Raw genomic sequence first — 17862 nt, 5'->3', positions numbered from 1 at the left:
GAAATTGAATCGAGCTGTCGGAGAGCCATCTCACTGAAAAGACTGGAAAGCATGGTCGCGAATATGAAGCCCAGGTTACAAATTTCGCACCGATTGCCAAACTTTCTAAAGTGAATACCGTAGAACTAACGAGTTCTCAGCACAGCCAACAATAACCATGCGCCCTCTCGACATGCCTGCCCTGCTGGGAATTCCCTTCGACGGGTACTCGTCCTATTTGCGAGGGGCGGGCGAAGCTCCGCCAAAGATCCGCGAGGCGTTGCGCTGTGATGCCTCGAACTCGTGGACTGAGTTGGGCGTCGACCTGGGTTCTCCGGGAGCGTATGAGGATGCGGGCGATCTGGAATTTCTCGAAGAGGATGCTTTCGCGACGATTGAAGGAGGAGTTGGCAAGTTGCTCGAGCAGGGAAAGCGTCCGATGTTGCTGGGCGGGGATCATTCGATTACTTTTCCGATCGTCAAGGCATTTGCGCGGCACTATCCCGAGTTGACGATTTTTCATTTCGACGCGCATCCCGATTTGTACGACGAGTTCGAAGGAAATCGGCTGTCGCATGCTTGCCCGTTCGCGCGAATCATGGAGGCCGGACTGGCCAAGAGATTGGTGCAACTAGGCATTCGCACGATCAACCGGCATCAGCGGGAGCAAGCGCAGAAGTTTGGCGTGGAAGTTGTCGAGATGCAGGGCCTGCCGGCTTACGAGAAGTTGACGGCCGGGACCTTGAAGGCCGAAACGCCGGTGTATATCACATTCGATATGGATGTGCTCGATCCGGCGTTCGCGCCGGGTGTCTCGCACCGCGAGTCGGGCGGGATGTCGGTGCGCGAGGCAATTGCGCATCTCCATGCCATTGAAGGAAAGATTGTGGGAGCAGATGTGGTCGAATACAACCCGGTGCAGGACATTGCGGGAATGACCGCAACCGTGGCTGCGAAAATTGTGAAGGAAATTTTGGGAAAGATGATTACGGGTAACGCACAGGCAAATCTTCAACCATGAAGGACAACCGGTTTCCTTCTGACACTTCGCGGCCTTCGTGGTTGAAGGTTTTTCATGTAGTGCCCGAATCGGTCAGGAACATCGGATTGGGTGGAGTAGAATCGGCAGGCATGAAAACCGCTGCATTGAAGATTGCTGCACTGTGGGCGGTGCTGGCATTGGCTTGCGGATGCGGTGGGGGCGGGATGAGTTCGGGCGGCGGGGGATCGACGACGCCGCAGGAGTCAGTCGTAATTTCCAAGACCACGACTGCGCCCTTTAACATGGCGATGTCGACTGCATTTCAGCCGGCGGAGTGGGACTACCAATTCTTCGGCAACAATCCCGACGCAACCATGACGCTGGGAAAACTGGGACCGCACCACATTCGGCTCCAGGGCGTTTCGCAGGGGGTGCCGCAGGGCGCGGCCGACAACTTTTCGACGGCGTGGAATTTCTCGGTGCTCGACGCAATCGCGCAGCCGGTGCTCGGAGTCGGCGATCACAGTCCCGAGTTTCAGATCGCGAAGGCGCCGCCGTTCATGTACACGGGAAACGACAGCAACGGCGCGAACGCTTTTACGGACCTGACCTTCGCGCAGTTCGCTGGCTACGCGGCCAATCTGGTCCAGTATTACAACATTCCCGGCGGATTCACGGCCAACGGGAACACCTATTCCTCTCCCGGCGGGCAGCCCATCACCTACTGGGGCATCTATAACGAGCCCAGCATCAATAACAATCTCGACGCGAGCGAGTACGTCACGATGTACAACGCACTGGTTCCGGCGATGCAGTCGGTCGATCCGGCGCTGAAGTTCGTGGGACTGGAAATGTGCTGTGGCTCCGAGGACTGGGCGCTGACCTTCGCGCAGAACGTAACTGCGCAGGTCGATGTGGTGGCCTCGCATTACTATTCGTCGTGCGATCAAACAGACCCCGATGCGATGGTGATGGCTACGATTCCGGGATTTGTCCGCAGTGTGCAGACGATCCATTCTAATCTCTCGCCGAAATTCGCGAACGTTCCCATCTGGGTGACGGAAAATAACGTCAATGCCGATTACAGCGACAACGGCATGAGCGCTTGCAATCCGGGACAGACGTTTGTGACCGACCTACGCGGATCGAGTCCGTTTTTCGCGGCGTGGCGGCCGTATGTATTCTCGCAGTTCGGCAAGAGGGGCATCGTGCCGATGCTCTACCATTGGGATTACGACGCCGACCAACAGTTCGGAGAGGTTGATTATAATACCGGAACGCTGCAACTTGGCTACTGGGTCGATTATTGGCTGGGGCAGGAGTTTCCTGCGACTGCGGGTTCGCAATTGCTTTCGTACACCGCGACCGACGACGCAGAACTGGAAACCTTGCCGGTCATCAATAGCGACGGAAGCGTAGTGATTATGCTGGCGAATCATGCGGTGAACTCGCCAACCGACAATAATGGGCCGGGCGTGTCGCTGAGCGTACTGGTGGACATTTCCGCGCTGGGATCGTTCTCCAGCGGCACGCTGGTGACGATTGACAGTACAACCGGCGCCAGCAGCGGACCAGTGCCGGCGGCGGTGGCGCCCGCGGCTCAGATGACGCTCACCCTCAACGGCTATAGCGTGGCGTTTCTGGCGCTGAATCCATGAGTTTGGGAGGTGTCTCAAACGGCGAGACCGTCGATCTTCTATATTCATAGATCTTTTATATTCATAGATCTTTGCGTTAGATCTTTGCGTTCTTTGCGGCATTTCTTTGCGATCTAGGATTTTGTCTTCGCCGGCGACCAAGTCAAAAGCTTTAAAACGCAAAGCACGCCAGGAAAGACTTGAAATCGGCGGCGACGATTTTTTGCGTCCTTCACCAGGCCTGGGTAATCTGTAGGTGGAACACGTCGTGTGGGGCAGTTTTTGGGGCATTTCTTCAACATCTTCTGACTTATGGCAAATCAGTTTCGCAAATTCACGGCAAACGCCTTGCTGGTCGCCGCTTTAGCGGCCAGCTCGATCACCATTGGTTGTTCCGGCAAAGCAGCGCAGAATCCTCAGGCTGGAGGCGGGGGCGGGATGCCGGTGAAGGTGCTGGAAGCGAAAGCGGTGCCGGTCAGCGACGCGACCGAGTACGTCGCCACCCTGAAATCGCGGGATTCAGCCGTGATCATGCCCCAGGTCGAGGGGCAGATCACGCAGATTTTCGTCCACTCCGGCGACCGGGTTGAGGCGGGAGCGGCTCTGATGGAAATCGATCCGCTGAAACAGCAGGCCACGGTCAAGGGCCTGGAGAGTTCGCGGGCGGCGCAAGAGGCAAACCTGAGTTGGGCCAAGCAGCAGTTTCAGCGGACGCAGGGTCTAGCCGCGGCCGGCGTCGTTAGCAAGCAGGACCTGGACCAGGCCAAGGCCACGCTGGATTCGGCCCAGGCCCAAATGGACGCGCTGGACTCGCAAGTGCGCGAGCAGGAAGTGCAGCTTCACTATTACAAGGTGGTCGCGCCGCGCAGCGGAATCATCGGCGATATTCCGGTGCGCGTGGGGGACCGCGTAACCGTATCGACGCAGTTGACGACGGTCGACCAACCAGGAAGCCTGGAAGCCTATGTGTACGTGCCAATCGAACATTCCTCGCAGCTCAGGATGAATCTGCCAGTGCAGGTGGTTGACGGCGAGGGCAAAGTGCTGGCCGATTCGCGAATTAGCTTCATTTCTCCACAGGTGGATAATACGACGCAGACCGTGCTGGTGAAGGCCCGCATCACGAATGGGAACGACGCCCTGCGGCAATCCCAGTTCATTCGCGCCCGTGTGATCTGGGGGACGCACAAAAATCCCGAAGTTCCGATTCTCGCCGTGTCGCGGCTGGCGGGCCAGTATTTTGCATTCGTAGCCGAAGCGCAAAATGGCGGAGCCTTCGTGGCCCGGCAAAAGCCGCTGAAAATCGGCCAAACCGTCGGCAACGACTACGAAGTGCAGGATGGCATCAAGCCCGGCGACAAGGTGATCGTTTCCGGGACGCAGTTTCTGCTGGATGGGGCGCCGGTAATACCCATGAGTTGACGGGCGCTCTCGGCTTCAGGCTTCCGGAATTCTCGATTCAGACGTTGAAACTTGGCAATACTGATTTTTTGCATCCAGGCGAAAAGCCGGAAGCCGATTTCCAATCTAGATATGAGTCGTCATTGAGCAGCAAAGTCTAAAGTCTGCTGAGGGCTGATTTCTTCATGTTTGTCGACTTCTTTATTCGACGTCCGGTGTTTGCCACGGTATGCGCGCTGCTGATTGTTCTGGCAGGGCTGGCGGTGCTGCCGACTCTGCCCATTGCGCAATTTCCCAATCTCGCACCGCCGCAGGTGGGCGTCACCAGCGTCTACATTGGAGCCAGCGCGCAGACCGTAGAGAGCGCGGTCACGATTCCCATCGAACAGCAAGTCAACGGCGCCGAGGGGATGAAGTACGTCACCTCGACCAGCGGCAATGACGGCACCAGCAGCGTGATCGCGACCTTCGATCTGACCCGCGATCCCGACCTCGCTACCGTCGATATCCAGAATCGTGTGAACACGGCGCAGGGCCGGCTTCCCGCTGCGGTCAAGGCCGTCGGCATCACGACCGCGAAAACCTCGCAGAACTTTGTCTTTGGCGGCGCGGTTTTCTCCGACAACAACCGATACTCCACGCTCTTCATCAGCAACTATCTCGATATTTATGTGCGGGATTCGCTCAAACGCATTCCCGGTGTCGCCGACGTGATCATCTTCGGCGAACGCAAATACTCCATGCGGTTGTGGCTCGACCCGGTGCGCATGGCAGGCCGCGCGCTCACCGCGACCGACGTAGTGAACGCGCTCGCAGAGCAGAACGTGGAAGTGGCGGCAGGGCAAGTCGGCCAGCAGCCGGCGATCCCGGGCCAGCAGTACCAGGTTAGCGTGCGCGCGGTGGGGCGGTTGAGCGAGCCGGCGCAGTTCGACAACATCATCCTGAAAACAAATTCCGATGGCACGCTGGTTCGCCTAAAAGATGTGGGGCGTGCCGAACTGGGCGCCGAAAGCTACGCCAACGATGTGCTATTCAACGGCCAGCCCGCGATCGGCATTGCCGTCACGCAGCTTTCCACGGCGAATGCGCTCGATGTCGACCGCCGGGCGATTGCCGAACTCGACCGGCTATCGAAGAATTTCCCGCCGGGCATGCACTACAACGTCGCCTTCGATACCACTGACGCGGTTGGCGAATCCATTCGCGACGTCACCTACACAGTGGGCACGGCGATTGTGCTGGTCATCCTGGTGATCTTCATTTTCCTTGGCGACTGGCGAACCACGATGATTCACTTCATCGCCACTCCGGTTTCGCTGATCGGCACGTTCGTGTTCGTGAAGTTGCTCGGTTTCTCGATCAATACGCTTACGTTGTTCGGCATCACGCTGGCGACCGGGCTGGTGGTGGACGATGCCATCGTGGTGATTGAAAACATCGAGCGCCACATTCAAGGGGGCGAGCACGACTCGCACAAAGCGGCGTCGGCGGCGACCGGGGAAATCACAGGGGCTGTGATCGCGACCTCGCTGGTGCTGGTGGCCGTGTTTGTGCCGGTGGCGTTCTTCCCCGGGACGACGGGTATCCTGTTCCGGCAGTTCGCGCTGACGATTGCGTTCTCTATCTCCATTTCGGCGTTCAACGCACTGACGCTGGCGCCCTCTCTGGCGGCAATTTTCTTGAGCGGCGGGCATCACGAGAAGCTGTGGATTTTCCGCCAGTTTGACAAGTTGATGGGCGGGGTGACGAATGCTTACCAGCAAGCGCTGAGATTCCTGCTGAACTACCGGCTGGTGGCCTCGCTGCTCTTCCTTGCCGGACTCGGGCTTACTTACTACGTGTTTAGGCTCGTGCCCACCGGCTTTGTCCCGGATGAAGACCAGGGGTATTTCATCGTCGTGATTCAAGCGCCGTCGGGGGCATCGCTCGAATACACCAAGGCGATCGGGAAGCAGGTCTCAGATTTGCTGGCGGATGTGCCGGAATCGAACGGAACGTTCGTGGTCGCCGGCTTCAGTTTTGCGGGATCGGCGGCGAATCAGGGTATCATTTTCGTTCCGCTGAAACGGTATTCGCGGCGCAAGGGCGAGGAACATTCCGCAACCGCGATCTTGAACCGCATTCGCCCCCGAATGTTTGGCGTTTCTGGAGCAATTGTGTTTCCCACGCTGCCGCCTCCGATTCAGGGACTGGGACAATTCGGCGGCTTTCAGTTTGTGGTGCAGGATCAGGGGGCGCACACACTCGACCAACTAGCCGCCGCGACTCAAGGCATAATGCAGCAAGCGGCGCAACAGAAGGGCTTGACTCGTCTATTCACCCAATTTACCGCAAATGATCCGCAATATCTGGTGACGATTGATCGCGAGAAGGCGAAGAGCCTGCACGTGCCCCTGTCGCAAATCACCGATGCCCTGGGTGTCTACATGGGCTCGTCCTATGTGAACGATTTCGATTTCGCCAACCGCTCGTATCGGGTTTACGTCCAGGCGGATAAAGAATTCCGCGCCACCGCGCAAGAGATGAACCAATTTTACGTTCGCTCCGACAGTGGGGCGATGGTGCCGCTGGAGAACCTGATTAGCGTCACGCAGACAACGACCCCGCAGGTCATCAACCACTACAATCTATTCCGCTCCGCGGAAATCGACGGCTCACCGGCTCCGGGATACAGCTCCGGGCAGGCGATCGCGACGATGGAGCAGCTCGCTTCGAAGATGCCCCAGGGATTCACCTACAGCTGGACGGGGTTGTCGCTGGAAGAATTGGCTGCGGGCGGGACCTCGCTGATATTGTTCGGGCTGGGCACTCTGGTCGTCTATCTGACTCTGGCAGCCCTGTATGAAAGCTACGTGCTGCCCTTTATTGTATTGCTGGCGGTGCCCATGGCGCTGCTGGGAGCCCTGGGGGCGCAAGCGCTGCGCGGGCTACAGAATGATGTCTTCTGTCAGGTCGGATTGGTAATGCTGGTCGGGTTATCGAGCAAGAATGCGATTCTGATCGTGGAATTTGCCGAACAGTTGCGCGAGCGCGGCACGCCTCTATTGGAATCCGCGGTGCAGGCGGCCACGATTCGGCTGCGTCCAATCGTAATGACGTCGCTGGCGTTCATTCTCGGCGTGGTACCGCTGGTGCTGGCTACGGGCGCAGGAGAAAACGGTCGGCATTCCGTGGGCACGACCGTGTTTGGGGGAATGATCATGTCGACCATCCTGAATTTATTCTTCATCCCCGTGCTGTATCTGATTATTGAGGGCTGGCGGGAGCGCGGTAAGGGTCCGGTCGCCCGGGTTGAGCCTGAACCTGCATCGTAAATTAGTTTCGTGTGGCCTGTGATGGTATAGGACCGGGCTTTTGACCCGGGTCAAAGACCCGCCTCCACTCCATCTTCCGTTCACCCGCTGCTCCCCCACAGGACATTCACTCCCGTCTTTCCTTGCTTACCTTGGTAACTCGAAGACTAACTCCAGCGGCGATATTCTAACCGTACATTTCCCCCGGGGAATCCGCCGCCAACGATTGGCGCACCAAGGCGAGTGCCCGCGGGGGAACGGGGTTCTGGAAAAACGACAATGCCTACGAAAATCGGCCACTTCGAAATTTTGAGCGAGCTGTCGAAATCGCCTACGGGCGTGGTGTACAAAGTCAACGATACGGAGAGTGGGCAGACGATCGCGTTGAAGGCGATCCAGTTGAGCGCGTTTGGCGATGGCGCGGCGGCGCTGGAACAGGTGCTGCTGGCCGAAGTGGAAGCCTGCAAGGTTTTGAGCATCTCTAATATCACCAAAGTATCCAGTGCCAGCGTCATCGACGGCCAGTTCTGCGCCGCCATGGAATACATACAAGGCAACAGCATTGCCACGATGCTGGCGCGCAACGAAGGATTTTCGATTTGGGATCTGCTCGATATTGGCCGGCAGTTGACCACCGGACTGGAACACGCCAAGGCGAGCAACATCGTTCATTACAGCCTGGAGCCGGCCAAAATCATGTGTGGCTGGGATGGGACGGTCAAGATTCTGGGGTACGGGGTTTCGCAGGTGGGGAACATGGTTCAGCTTGTTCCCGACGGAGTTCCGTCCATTCTGCATTACATGTCGCCGGAGCAAGTGCTGAGCGATGTGTGCGATTCGCGATCGAACCTGTTCAGTCTGGGCGCGATGCTCTATGAAATGGTGACGGAGCGGAAGGCCTTTGATGGCGAGGACACCGAGAGTTTGCGGCAATGCATCCTCGACACCACACCGACTGCGCCGATTCAGGTGAATCCTAAAGTGCATCCGGTTCTGAGCAATCTCATCATCAAGGCGCTCGCGAAGGATCCCGCGCAGCGTTATCAGAGCGCGCGCGAGTTGCTCGACGATCTGGAAAATTGTAAAGAATCGAGGCCGGCGAAGAAAACGGAAGCGCCCAAGGCGGCGGTTGCGCCGAAGGCTGCGCCGGTGGCGCCCAGGCCGAGTCCGGTGGCGCAGGCGAAATCTGTGGCGCCTTCGGCGGCCAAGCAGGCGACACCGGTGCCGACTCCAGCAGCAATGGCGCGGCCTGCAACTCCATCAGCTTCCAAGCTTACCGTCCCCGCGATCGCAGCTGAGACGAAGTCGAAATTGGCCAAGCCAGTTTCGCGGCTCGCTGCTCCGAAAACCGCTGCGGCGGCGGCCGGGGCGGGGAGTGGCCAGAGCGCGGCATCGCCGCGGGAGGTTTCGGAATACGAGCCAGCGCAGGCGGATCTTTCGACTTCCGTCGAATCGAACGAGTCCAGCGAGAACGACGCGCCGGAAATGCTATCAAGCACAACCACGCCCCGCGCATCCATGTCCTCGTCCGTAGCCGATGAGCCGGAAATCGAGGCTTTCGAACCGCAGGTTTCCGAAGAAGTTTCCAACGACTCTCCCAAGATCGCGGTCGATCCGATGATGGCCGGGGGAGGGTCGAAGGGCAGCGCTGGTGTGAGCTTTTCGGAGATGACGGAGTTGCCTCCCCTGAAGGAAGTATATATTCCGCCACCGCCGCCTCCGCCTCCGCTTCCGCAGATGCAGTCCGCAGCCCCGGCAACAACAAGCGTCTACTCGGGCAACCGGAAGGCCGAGGAGAAGCCCAGGGTTCAGCCGCGGGAAGTCGCCGAAAAAGCGATTAAAGAGATCAAGAATGTTCCGCCCAAGCTCATGCTTTATGCCATTGGCGGAGCGGTCGCGCTGATTCTGGTGATCGGCATTGCCGTGACGATGTATGTGCACGGGCTGAACAGCGACGATGACTCCGGCTCGGACCATTCTGCCGCGGTGACGCAAGCGCCCGCGCAGCCGCAGGCAATCCAGTCGGCCCCCCCGCCGCAACCTGTCCCAGCCCAGCCCGTGGCTCAACCTAGCAATCCCGAACCGCCCGCGGCGGCTGAGCCCGAACCTGTTGAGACCCGGCCCGCTGCGAATTCGAAAGCGCCACGAAGTGCCAAGAAGAAGTCCGCTCCCGCTCCCGCCGCGATTCCAGGAGGCTTAGCAGTTGATTCCACACCGCAGGGCGCTCAAGTGCAGGTGGATGGGCAGACGGACCCGAGCTGGGTCACCCCGTTTGCCTTGAGCAATCTGCAACCAGGGGTGCACTCGATCACGATCAGCAAGCCGGGTTACGCCACCGATACGCGGACGGTGAATGTCGTTTCCGCGAACCGGGCGACGGCCACCATCCATCTGGCGCAATTGATGGCCACACTGGTGGTGAAAAGCGATCCGCCGGGAGCCAACATCTACGTTGACGGCCGCGACGTGGGCACGAAAACACCGGCGCAGGTCAGCGTGGACAAAGGTCAGCATGTGGTGCTGGTGCGGATGCCGGGTTACATTGACGAAACCATGAACGCCCAGTTCGTGCTGGGGCAGACGTTTAACTTCTCTCCCACGTTGCGCTCGCTGGGCAACACGGAGAATATCAAGACAGTCGGCAAGTTCAAGTTATTTGGCGGGAAGGGCGCACCCGCGGGACAGGCATTGGTCAGCATTCACACCACGCCCAAGGGCGCGCAGGTGGCGATCAACCAGCACATGCTCGACAAAATGTCGCCGGTGGACGTGGCGCTCGATCCCGGCAACTACGTGGTCGACATTACTCTGAGCGGGTATGCGCCGGTGCACAAAATCGTTACCGCCGACAAGGGCGGCAAAGTGGTGGTTGACGAAGCGATGCAGCCGCAGTGAGTTTGCTGTGCGATGTGGCAGGTTAGATCGGCAAATCTTCACTGACGTGAGCTTTTGCGCCCTGTTCAATTTACTTCTTAGGCCTCGATGGCGCTGGGCCTCGTGGCGCCTGCCTCTGCTGTAGTTGCTGTTGTTGAAGCACGTGCCTCTGCTGCAATTGCTGCGTCTGCTGCTGATGCTTCTGCTCGACTTGCTGCTTTCTGGCATCATCCGCATTCTGCTTGGCTAATTGCTGATGTTCGTTTTCCTGCTGCTGTTGCAGCTTCTGCCGTTCCTGAGTTTGCTTCTGCTGAAGCTTTTGCTGCTGCTGCGCATATTTCTGATCGAGCTTGTCGTTCCCTGTGTTCGGTGCGGCCGGACGCTCCATGGGTGGGAGGTCGTTGGGATGAACTGCAGTTGCAGGCCGTCCGCCATTCTCCGCGGGACGCCCTTCAGTCGCCGGGCGGCCAGCATTTTCTGGTCTTGGTTGAGCGGCTCCACGAGCTGGCGGATGGTTATACGGCGCGCCGGCTTCTCGCGCCGGAACGGCTTCGCGGCCGGTGAATACCCCTGGCCTGGCGGTTGCGGCCACAGCGGGCTTGCCATGATTTGTCGAAGCTCGAAATTCCGGATTGCCGCGGGCAGCCTGCATGTGCTGAACCTGCGTGGCCGCGGGCGGAATGTGCCGCTCATGAGCGACAGCTTCCTCCTGCGGAGTCGGACGAGCATTAATACCGCCATTACCGCCGTTATAGCTCACCCGATTTACCGTTACATTCCTGTTGACGACAGTCTCGTTATAGACGTTGTGAACGTTGGTGACATTTACATTCATCACGGCGCGGTTGTAGAAGAAGTGTCCACCGTCCCAGCGTCCGCCCACAAAACCTTCGCCAAAATAGCCGAAGCCGTAATTGATGCCGCCATAGAAACCGACGTGCGGTCCCCAGTAACCGTCGTAAAACATAAATCCGCCATCAGCCCACGCCCAGTAGGGCGGAGTCCAGAGGAAACCAACCTCGGGCGCCAACACCCAGGTGCCCGGCACCCAGTAGTAATCGCCGTCATCGTCGTCCCAAGCCCAATAACCGGGCGTCCAGATATAGCCGTCGCCCGGACAGAGCGGCTGGTCATAGACAGGGAGCGCCGGCGGACCAAACGACACTGATATGCGGACCTGCCCGAACGATGCCAATGACATCGCTATCGTCACCGCGGCCAACAGCAATCCGGCTCGAACGAAGAAGTTTCTCATTGTGCGTTCTTTCTCCTGGCCGGTTCAAACGCCGAACCGGCCAAGTTCTCCAATGGGTTCTGAAGACCTAGCCGGAATGCTTAGAAGTAGAACTCTCTTGGGAGGTTGCGCGGAAAGTATTGAGTTATCTAGTAAATCGGCAGCTCATCCATGCTAAAGCAGCTTGGTTGGCAAAGCTGGGCGTTTGTGAGGGCCGGAACGAATCGGTGGCATTATCTTCAGCCCAAGCGGCTAAGGCATTCACAGTATTGATAGAGGTTCGTCGGTTCGTTAAGCTCAGGACTCGATTCAGGATAGTCATGGGTTAGCGTCGACCTGCTTGTGGCCGGCATTCGGACCCTCACGACTATCCTTCTTCCCCGGAGTAGGTCGCCTGGCTGGATTGGCACCGTCCCGGAATAGTTTCGCAAAGGAGATCGCAATGAGGAAACTGATGACGATTGTCTTCGCATTGAGCGTGCTGACGTCACTCAGCCTGCTCGCTCAAGACACTATGAGCCAGGGCACAATGAAGAACGACACTTCGGCGAAGGCTACCCACCTCACCGGAAAAATCAGCGATGACGGCAAGACGTTCACAAGTGACAAGGACGGGAAGACTTTGACGATTACAAATCCCGACGCGGTGAAGGGGCATGAGGGACATCATGTTACCCTGAAAGCGCGCGTTTCCGCCGACGCCAGCTCCGTTGATGTGGTCTCCCTCAAAATGGCAGGAGACAACATGAAGAAAGACAGTTCGCAACCGCAATAACCAGCGTAGAAGCGCTCCCCGAGGCCAGCAGAAATGCTGGCCTTTCATATTTGAACAGGTTGCCGACGCGGAGCCTTGGTTCGCTTCTCGAGAAGATCACTAAGGCTTTCCCCGAATCGGTTCGCTGCCTGTGCCACCTCAGCTCGCTTGAGTCGCTTGGCTCGCCTGGCTCCTGATATTGCGAACCTTTCCTTTGATCGAGCTGCGAATTTCGCTTCCGCTGGCCGGCGCGAGCAGTATCCCCGCACCCACCCCGACGCCCATACCGGCCGCAAAGCTTAACACGTTGCGCAGCGTATGGTTCTCAGACCCGCGCACGATCTCTTTGCTACGGTCTACGATATCGGAAACGCGATCGGTAACACGGTCGGCAGCTCGGTCGACTTGCTCATAATATTGGTTCGCGACGAAGACCGCGGTTTTTAACAGCGAATTGAGTAACTTGCTCATACTTCACACTCCTTAAATTGATAAGTTAGTTCATGTTGTTAGTCGCGTTTTTGCTGAGCCACACTCCCGTGTGCGAGTACGATGCTAGCGTGGCTATGCGGTGCGGCTTCCCATCACAAAATGCAAAATCAGGGAAATGACCGCGAAGACCAACAGCAGGTGAATCAGTCCACCAGCTACATGGAAAACCGTGAATCCGCCCAGCCATGCAATTAACAGGACGACGAATAATATTGCCCAGATACTCATGTGCGTTTCCTCCGCTTTCGAATTTGTAGAAGCCCGAAGTCCAATGACGCAAACCCACGGTAATTCCCCAACAGGCCACCTGTCATTACGGAACATCTGGTAACAGGAAGGCAATATGCCTGTACACTGAGCTCAGGGATTTTGATTTTCCGTCAACCCCGACCTGCTTTCGGCAACTAACAGATGCGGCGTTGTTGTTACGACGACGGCAAACCATGCTCATCCACCCGCAAAAGGCGACCTGGAAAGGACTGGCTTGACAGATCAATTCCGCGGTGTTTGGCAACTATTGCTGGGCTTGACTCTGGTTTTTTCATTGTCAGGCGTTTGCGGCGGGTACTCCGTGCTAACCCATGAAGAAGTCGTAGATCTGTTATGGAAGGACGACATTCAGCCTCTGCTGCTCAAGCGTTTCCCCCACGCGAGCGCCGAAGACCTAAAGAAGGCGCATGCCTTCGCCTACGGCGGTTCGCTCATTCAGGACATGGGCTACTATCCCTTCGGCAACAAATACTTCAGCGACCTCACTCACTACGTGCGTAGCGGAGACTTCATCGTCAACCTGATCAACGAATCTTCAGATGTCGATGAATACGCTTTTGCCCTGGGCGCGTTGTCGCACTATTCGGCGGACAATTTAGGCCATCCTGTGGTGAATCAGGCGGTGGCGCTGGAATTTCCCAAGCTACGGAAAAAATTTGGGCCCGAAGTGACGTATGAGGATAACCCCAAGGCTCATATCCGCACGGAATTTGGCTTCGATGTGACTCAGGTGGCCAAGAATCGCTACACTTCGGACCGGTACCATGACTTCATCGGATTTGAAATCTCCAAGCCCGTGCTGGAGCGCGCTTTTCAGGATACATACGACATTCCGCTGACGGAGGTGCTGACGAAAGAGGATTTGGCAATTGGCACCTTCCGGCGTGCGATCAGCTCAATACTTCCCGAGATGACAAGGGTGGCGTTGCTGTCGCGAAAAAAAGAACTGGTGGCCGAGACCCCAAATTTCAACGCCCGCAAGTTTCGATATTACCTTTCGCGCGCGAACTATCAGCGCGAGTGGGGCAAAGGATACCGGCGGCCCGGATTCGGCACGCGAGTGCTGGCCTTCTTTCTCAATTTTGTGCCCAAGGTCGGACCGTTTAAAGCACTCGACTTCAAGATTCCAACTCAAAAAACCGAGGATCTTTACATTGCCAGCGTTAATCGCACCCTGGATAACTACCGGAGCCTTCTGATCGAAGTTCGGGCACGACATCTTCAGCTTCCCAACACCGACTTCGACACCGGGCGAATTACACACGCCGGCGAGTATGTACTCACAGACAAGGCCTACGCGCGCCTGTTGGATCAATTGGTGCAGCACAATTTCGATCAGCTCACCCCAGAGTTGCAGCAGAACATTTTGACTTTCTATAGCGACCCGAATGCTCCCATTGCCACCAAACGGAATGCAGTGGCGTGGCAGAAAACGCAGGATGAGCTGCATCAGTTAAGAGCCTTCCCTCTTCCGCAAATACCGTCGCCACAAGTTGATACGCTGCACTAGCCATGCGCGCCGCCCCCATCCGTTTCCCCCCAACCTTCGCTGATTCTTCGGCAACTAAGTTGAGGCAGTGAATTGAGTGCAGATGCGCCCAGTCGCGCATTCTAAAAGGAGGACTATTTCATGGCAGACGACATGGAGAAGAACCGACAGCAGGGCCAGACTGGTCAGCAAGGTGGACAGTCGGGCAATCAACCTGGACAGCAGGGCCAGAAAGGGCAGACCGGTCAGGGTGGTCAACAGAACCAGCCCGGGCAGCAAAAGAAGAGCGGCCAAGGCGAGAATGAATTGGACAACGAAAATCAGGACCGCCAGCGGCGCGCCTCCTAGTTGGTGACGCTTCATCTACTCTTGAAGTCCCGACCTCATGGGTCGGGACTTTTTTTCTTCCCGCCTTTATGTAGCGCCTGAACCCAACCTTCAACTACGCTTGAAATATTGAACCGCTCGTTCGTGCGCTTCTGCGGCACGTCGAGTAGCGAACGTGCCGAGATTTCGGCGCTTGCCTGTCTTAGGGTTCTTCTTGCGCGAGTACAAACGGTATTGGCCTGTTCGTAGTTTTCGAATCATTTGCGAGTCCTTACGATTCCGGCTTCGCCGTGCTGGGCCTACCTGCTGGCCGCGTAATATCCAGACCTGGCATGGGCGCGCAGGAAAGAAAACTTTTTTGGCAATCTTAATTTCACTTGAATCTTGTGCCATTTCCCGTCTGGCGCGACGTCCTGCGGACGATAACCCAGAACGTATTGGGTTCGAAGCTCTGCTCCGATCCGCCGCGTAATCTCCGGCAATGCGACCGCGTTCTCGACCACGAAGGACCGGCCTCCCGTAGAACTCGCGATTTGCGACAGCAGGCCGGGGCCGAGCATCTCTTCCTGCGTCGGCGCATACCGGTCAAAGGTTCCAACGGCGTAAACCATTACGTCCGATTCCCTCGCCGCCGTTTTGATTTCCTTTTCGGTATAGCGACTATGGTTGTCGCCGCCGTCCGAGATGATGAGCAGGGCCTTCTTGGCATATGTGGCATTGTCCATCATATGCAAGCCAAGGTAGATGGCGTCGAGCAGGGCTGTTCGCCCTTTCGGTTTCGTGAACAGCAAGTCTCTTTCGAGATCTTCGGGGGAGAAGGTAAAGTCTGTCGCCACGCGAGGCTCGTCGGAAAACATCACCATGAAGAACTCATCCCGAGGATTTGCGGCGTCGCAGAATTGACTTACGGCTTCGCGCACGCGATCCATCTTGTTGCCCATGCTGCCGCTCGCATCCAGAATGATGCCCACGGAAATGGGCACGTCTTCACTGGAAAAGTGGCGGATTTCCTGCGGCTTTTTGCCCTCGAAAAGCTGAAAGTTCTCCTGATTCAGACCGGTCACCAGGCGCTCCAGGGGATCGGTCACGCTCACCGGAACCAGCACCAGATTCACATCCGACTTGATTAAGTGAAGACCGCCGACGCTGGACACTAGAGCATCGGACAGCGCGATAGGGCTCCTTCTGGGTACAACGTGAACATCGTTCACGTCAGTTTGGGCGGGAAGCGCGGTATCGAGCACACCGAGAAGAAGAAAAACACTTAGTGTGATCTGAAGAGCGGCCGCGAAAACGTGACTCGCGTTCCGAAGGACCGGCATGGTTCACCGCCTGGCCGCAAGCCGCTTTCAACGACGCCATGGCTTGCCATCGCCACCTTAGTTCTTACGGCAATTCGCCGGGAGGAACCATCATTTTGAACCTGTAAACGCCGCCATAGTTTCCTGCAGAATCCTCCGCACTTTCCTCTACCGAAGTATTGCGCTGGTGCAAACCGCAGCCTCGTCCCGGTTCATTGCCCCGAAGAGCTCATTTCAGCTCAATCAAGGCCAAGCCCGAAGCCGGCACGTCCAACTCGAGTTCACTATTTGTAATGTCCCGCACCACCGGCTCGATCTCTGAGGAGGCGCGAAGCTGTCGAATCTGGGCCGGCGTCGGATAGCGGGGTTCATGCATTTTCTTGTACGATTCGTGGAAGTCGCCATGATTCACATCCACCCGCCATACGGACGCATGGCTCGCATTTATATTCTTGAAACGGAGAGCAACGTTCCTGCTTCGCCCGGAATGCTCGGGCGGCTGGTAATTCCATACGGCGATTACGATTGAGCCATTCTCACGCCGGGTGACCAGCGCGGAATCGGAGTCCAAAGTGAGCCGCTCGTTTCCCAGCTTGTGCAGCAACCGGAAAGCTTCGAATGCCGGCTTCGGGATAGAATCTTCCGCCAGCAAACCATATCCTCCGTAGAACGGCTTCTTCACTACGCCTTGTTCTTCGAAGACATCGGAAAACGTCCAATAGGACATGATATTCACCAGCCCGTCGCATTGCTGAATCGTCTCGGCCAGCCATGGACCCATATATACAGCATCGGTGACGTCGGTCTCGTTCTTGTAACTGGCGTTGAATTCACTCCAGATGAGCGGCAGGCCTGGTTTAGCGGAATCGCGGATTTGCTGGTGAACTTTCTGAACGGCGCGGCACACCATTTGGTTGCGCGGTATATCTTCGGTCGTGCCGAACACGTCGGTCGAACTGTCGTTTCCGTAGACGTGAGTAGAAACGAAATCTACGGGGATGTTGTTTTGTGTGCAATGCTGGAGGAATGGGCTGACCCATGCGGCCTGAGCCGTAGCCGGTCCTCCTACACGAAGCCGCGCGTTCACCTTCTTGATGGCGAGAACCGTGTGGTCATACAGTTCCCAGTACGTGGATTGCTTTGGTTCGCCGGCCCAGAAGTCAAGATTTGGCTCATTCCAGACTTCGAAATACCACGCGGCAACTTCGTCGATTCCATAGCGGTCGATCAGATGGCCCACGAAAGCGGCGATGAGCGCATCCCATTTTGCCCAATCTTTAGGCGGCGATACGTTCGGTTTATACCAAAAAGGCTGCAACTTCGCAGCCGCTGCGAGCTTGTTAGGCATGAAGCTGATTTCTACAAAAGGCTTGACTCCGTCGGCCAATAACCCATCGTAGATCTGATCGACATAGGAAAAGTCGTAAACCGGTTTTCCCTCGCCATCCTCATCGTAGATACCGACTTCATCGTCAAAAATGGCATGAAATCGCACATATTCGAAGTCGGTAATCTGGTGAACCGCACGCAAATCCTGACGGTAGCTGTCGCGGAGCACGAGAATGGCTCGACCGGAGCCAAACATTTGTTCCCAAAAGTGGGGGAATGGGTGTGTCGGGGCGGCGCCGTCGACGAGTAGGGTATCCGAAGCTGCCGGAGTTTGCCCATACATATTCGGAAGGGTGCACGAAATAAGCAGGGCAATAACAACGACGAGCAGGGATTCGTATCTGAAGATTTTTTTCATGCCGCGTTACTTTACAGAAAAAACGGAGCCCACAAAAACAAACAGCAATCAAGCGCCACAGCAATTTGTGGCGCAATGAAAA

Annotated in this window: 13 protein-coding genes; 8 read left to right on the top strand and 5 right to left on the bottom strand. The window is 57.0% G+C overall.

The features are described from left to right. Nucleotides 1-157: 157 nt before the first annotated feature. The 5 genes from speB (at nucleotide 158) to VGM18_02310 (ending at nucleotide 10187) form a co-directional block, all read left to right on the top strand. Nucleotides 158-1000, top strand: a complete 843-nt coding sequence (speB, locus tag VGM18_02330) for an agmatinase (protein HEY3971809.1) — start codon at nucleotides 158-160, stop codon at nucleotides 998-1000. A 110-nt stretch (nucleotides 1001-1110) separates the two neighbouring features. Further along, complete coding sequence (locus tag VGM18_02325) at nucleotides 1111-2619, top strand: glycosyl hydrolase (protein ID HEY3971808.1); 1509 nt, start codon at nucleotides 1111-1113, stop codon at nucleotides 2617-2619. 291 nt (nucleotides 2620-2910) lie between these two features. After that, nucleotides 2911-4020, top strand: a complete 1110-nt coding sequence (locus tag VGM18_02320; protein HEY3971807.1) for an efflux RND transporter periplasmic adaptor subunit — start codon at nucleotides 2911-2913, stop codon at nucleotides 4018-4020. A gap of 164 nt (nucleotides 4021-4184) precedes the next feature. After that, entirely contained in the window at nucleotides 4185-7313 is a 3129-nt protein-coding gene (locus tag VGM18_02315; protein HEY3971806.1) for a multidrug efflux RND transporter permease subunit, read from the top strand. Nucleotides 7314-7571: 258 nt separating this feature from the next. Further along, nucleotides 7572-10187 (top strand): PEGA domain-containing protein, encoded by a 2616-nt coding sequence (locus VGM18_02310; GenBank protein HEY3971805.1) that lies wholly within the window; start codon nucleotides 7572-7574, stop codon nucleotides 10185-10187. A gap of 70 nt (nucleotides 10188-10257) precedes the next feature. On the opposite strand, the gene VGM18_02305 is transcribed toward VGM18_02310, so the two are convergent. After that, entirely contained in the window at nucleotides 10258-11421 is a 1164-nt protein-coding gene (locus VGM18_02305) for a hypothetical protein (GenBank protein HEY3971804.1), read from the bottom strand. Nucleotides 11422-11842: 421 nt separating this feature from the next. Here VGM18_02305 and VGM18_02300 point away from each other — a divergent pair, with 421 nt between their 5' ends. Further along, complete coding sequence (locus tag VGM18_02300; GenBank protein HEY3971803.1) at nucleotides 11843-12175, top strand: hypothetical protein; 333 nt, start codon at nucleotides 11843-11845, stop codon at nucleotides 12173-12175. A 138-nt stretch (nucleotides 12176-12313) separates the two neighbouring features. On the opposite strand, the gene VGM18_02295 is transcribed toward VGM18_02300, so the two are convergent. Next, the gene (locus VGM18_02295) at nucleotides 12314-12625 is read right to left on the bottom strand and encodes a YtxH domain-containing protein (GenBank protein ID HEY3971802.1); all 312 of its coding nucleotides are present in this window, start codon (nucleotides 12623-12625) and stop codon (nucleotides 12314-12316) included. Nucleotides 12626-12718: 93 nt separating this feature from the next. Then, a complete protein-coding gene (locus VGM18_02290) occupies nucleotides 12719-12874 on the bottom strand; it encodes a lmo0937 family membrane protein (GenBank protein HEY3971801.1) in 156 nt (51 codons plus the stop codon). A 256-nt stretch (nucleotides 12875-13130) separates the two neighbouring features. Between VGM18_02290 and VGM18_02285 the strand changes: the two genes are divergently transcribed. Both VGM18_02285 and VGM18_02280 read left to right on the top strand, forming a co-directional pair. Further along, nucleotides 13131-14426, top strand: coding sequence for a zinc dependent phospholipase C family protein (locus VGM18_02285; protein HEY3971800.1), 1296 nt, complete (start codon nucleotides 13131-13133; stop codon nucleotides 14424-14426). 120 nt (nucleotides 14427-14546) lie between these two features. After that, nucleotides 14547-14753 (top strand): hypothetical protein, encoded by a 207-nt coding sequence (locus tag VGM18_02280; GenBank protein ID HEY3971799.1) that lies wholly within the window; start codon nucleotides 14547-14549, stop codon nucleotides 14751-14753. A 278-nt stretch (nucleotides 14754-15031) separates the two neighbouring features. Here VGM18_02280 and VGM18_02275 read toward each other — a convergent pair whose 3' ends face one another. Both VGM18_02275 and VGM18_02270 read right to left on the bottom strand, forming a co-directional pair. Further along, entirely contained in the window at nucleotides 15032-16054 is a 1023-nt protein-coding gene (locus VGM18_02275) for a VWA domain-containing protein (GenBank protein ID HEY3971798.1), read from the bottom strand. A gap of 208 nt (nucleotides 16055-16262) precedes the next feature. After that, nucleotides 16263-17780, bottom strand: coding sequence for a glycosyl hydrolase family 39 (locus VGM18_02270; GenBank protein ID HEY3971797.1), 1518 nt, complete (start codon nucleotides 17778-17780; stop codon nucleotides 16263-16265). Nucleotides 17781-17862: the final 82 nt, after the last annotated feature.

The sequence above is a fragment of the Candidatus Sulfotelmatobacter sp. genome (assembly GCA_036500765.1).
GTDB lineage: Bacteria > Acidobacteriota > Terriglobia > Terriglobales > Acidobacteriaceae > Sulfotelmatobacter.
The sequence above is the reverse complement of the archived record's forward strand: the minus strand, read 5'-3'. Positions and strand labels throughout refer to the sequence as shown.